3 protein-coding genes are annotated in these 1,878 nt (G+C 43.1%); all 3 read right to left on the minus strand.

What is annotated here, in order from left to right:
- Window positions 1–100: 100 nt before the first annotated feature.
- Genes trmD through RAC86_RS38315 form a run of 3 tightly spaced genes read right to left on the minus strand, consistent with a single transcriptional unit; the run spans window position 101 to window position 1,744 of the window.
- Window positions 101–832 carry a tRNA (guanosine(37)-N1)-methyltransferase TrmD gene (gene trmD, locus RAC86_RS38305; protein WP_003232011.1) on the minus strand — a complete coding sequence of 244 codons (732 nt, stop codon included), beginning with the start codon at window positions 830–832 and terminating at the stop codon, window positions 101–103.
- On the minus strand, window positions 829–1,353 hold the full coding sequence (gene rimM / locus RAC86_RS38310) for a ribosome maturation factor RimM (RefSeq protein ID WP_003232013.1): 525 nt from the start codon (window positions 1,351–1,353) through the stop codon (window positions 829–831). Before rimM ends, trmD begins: the two co-directional genes overlap by 4 nt.
- Before the next feature lie 4 nt (window positions 1,354–1,357).
- Window positions 1,358–1,744: a YlqD family protein gene (locus RAC86_RS38315; RefSeq protein ID WP_014476793.1), complete on the minus strand. Its 387-nt coding sequence runs from the start codon at window positions 1,742–1,744 to the stop codon at window positions 1,358–1,360.
- Window positions 1,745–1,878: the final 134 nt, after the last annotated feature.

Below are 1,878 nucleotides of genomic sequence, written 5' to 3' on the forward strand. Positions count from 1 at the left end.
AACCGGCACAGCGGAACATCGTTTTCAAGCTTGCAGCGGATAAGCCCGCTTAAGCCACAAGTAGTATCTTATCACAATTTCATAGCCTATGCAATAAAATCTATTCTTTTTCCCATTCAGAAATCCACTTTCTTTGCTGCTCTGTAAGCGGGTAGTCTTTCAACAGATCCGGACGTCTTAGGTAGGTCCTTCTGATCGATTCTTTATTCCGCCATTCTTCAATTTTTGCATGGTTTCCTGACAAGAGTGTTTCAGGCACTTTTAAACCTTTGTAATCTGCCGGTCTTGTATAATGCGGGTGCTCTAAAAGTCCGGTGCTGAAGGAATCCTCAATATGGGAAGCCTCTTTACCCAGTACACCCGGAAGCAGTCTGACCACACTGTCTGCGATCATCATTGCAGGGAGCTCACCGCCCGTCAGAACAAAGTCGCCAATTGATATTTCATCCGTTACCAAGTGCTCGCGAATGCGTTCATCATAGCCTTCATAGTGGCCGCAAATGAACAGCAAATGCTCTTCCTTAGCTAATTGCTCGGCTTTTTTTTGGGTAAAACGCTCACCTTGCGGGCATACGAGGATAATACGCGGAGCAGCGGCTGCCTTTGATGTCAGGTCCTCGACCGCGTCAAAAACAGGCTGGGGCTTGAGAACCATGCCTGCCCCTCCGCCATAAGGATAATCATCAACAGTATTGTGCTTGTTATCAGAGTACTCCCGGAAATTTACGACTTGAAACTGCACCGCATCTTTTTCCTGGGCTTTTTGAAGAATCGATGAGCCGAGCACGCCTTCAAACATTTCGGGAAACAGCGTCAAAAAGTCGATTTTCATTCGTCTATTAACCCTTCCATCAGTTCAATCTCAATTTTCTTTTCCCTGACATCGATATGTTTGACCACTGATTCAATGTAAGGAATGAGTGCGTCTTTTTTTCCTTTTCTTCCGATGACCCAAACGTCATTGGCTCCAGGCGTCAAAATTTCTTTGACCTTTCCGATGAGTTCGCCTTCTTCAGTAAATACTTCACACCCAATAATTTCGTGGAAATAAAATTCACCCTCATTCAGCTCTCCTAATTCTTCTTCAGGAACTTTAATGATTGCGTTTTTCAGCTCTTCTACTTCATTTAGGTTTTGTCTTTCTTTAAACTGCAGGAGATGAAATTGCTTATGCAGTCTATGTGTGTTTACCGTTACCTCCACTGGTTCGTTACGGCCGTCCATAAACAAATACAGCGTGTTTCCCGGCTTGTATCGTTCTTCGGCAAAATCTGTTTTTGAAATCACCCGCACTTCGCCTTTGATTCCGTGGGTATTTACGATTTTGCCTACATTAAACCATCGCTTTGTCATATGATCACCTCTGGCGAATTTCAATTACTTTTCCGTCTTTTATGACGATGGTGTTCGCTGCTGTTTTCTCATGCCAGTCATCCCCGGCTTCAATCGTCAGCAGCGCATCGACTTCCTTTTCTTTCAACTCACTGCCAAGCGGCAATGTATGTACTTGAGCAATTTGAAAATCAATGATTTTTATATCATCTTTTCGCTTTTCTATTGCCTTTTTAAATTGTTCAATCATATCAGGGTTTTGCTGTTCTTTCTCATGTTTTCTAAGCTGAAAATAGAGCTGGCTGCATTCTCGTTCAAGCATTTGTTTCTTTTCGGCAAAAGAAGCTAAAAGCTTTTCTTTACTGCGCTCGGTTAAGACTTGCATAACGGCTACACGGTGAATAATTTGCATCGCACCAAGCTCCCCGCTTTTAAAACTTTTACTCGCCCAGGCTTTTCTATTTTGCCTAAGCTTCTATCAGTTTACCCTTTTTTTGCGTGTAAAAAAAGGGGAGGTGCCGGCCCTCTCCCTTTTAGTCAAATATT

Source organism: Bacillus sp. LR_5 (assembly GCF_042709275.1).

What these genes read in the sequence shown, in the direction of transcription:
- trmD (WP_003232011.1), bottom strand. Translation starts at nt 832, where the DNA reads ATGAAAATCGACTTTTTGACGCTGTTTCCCGAAATGTTTGAAGGCGTG.
- rimM (WP_003232013.1), bottom strand. Translation starts at nt 1,353, where the DNA reads ATGACAAAGCGATGGTTTAATGTAGGCAAAATCGTAAATACCCACGGA.
- RAC86_RS38315 (WP_014476793.1), bottom strand. Translation starts at nt 1,744, where the DNA reads ATGCAAATTATTCACCGTGTAGCCGTTATGCAAGTCTTAACCGAGCGC.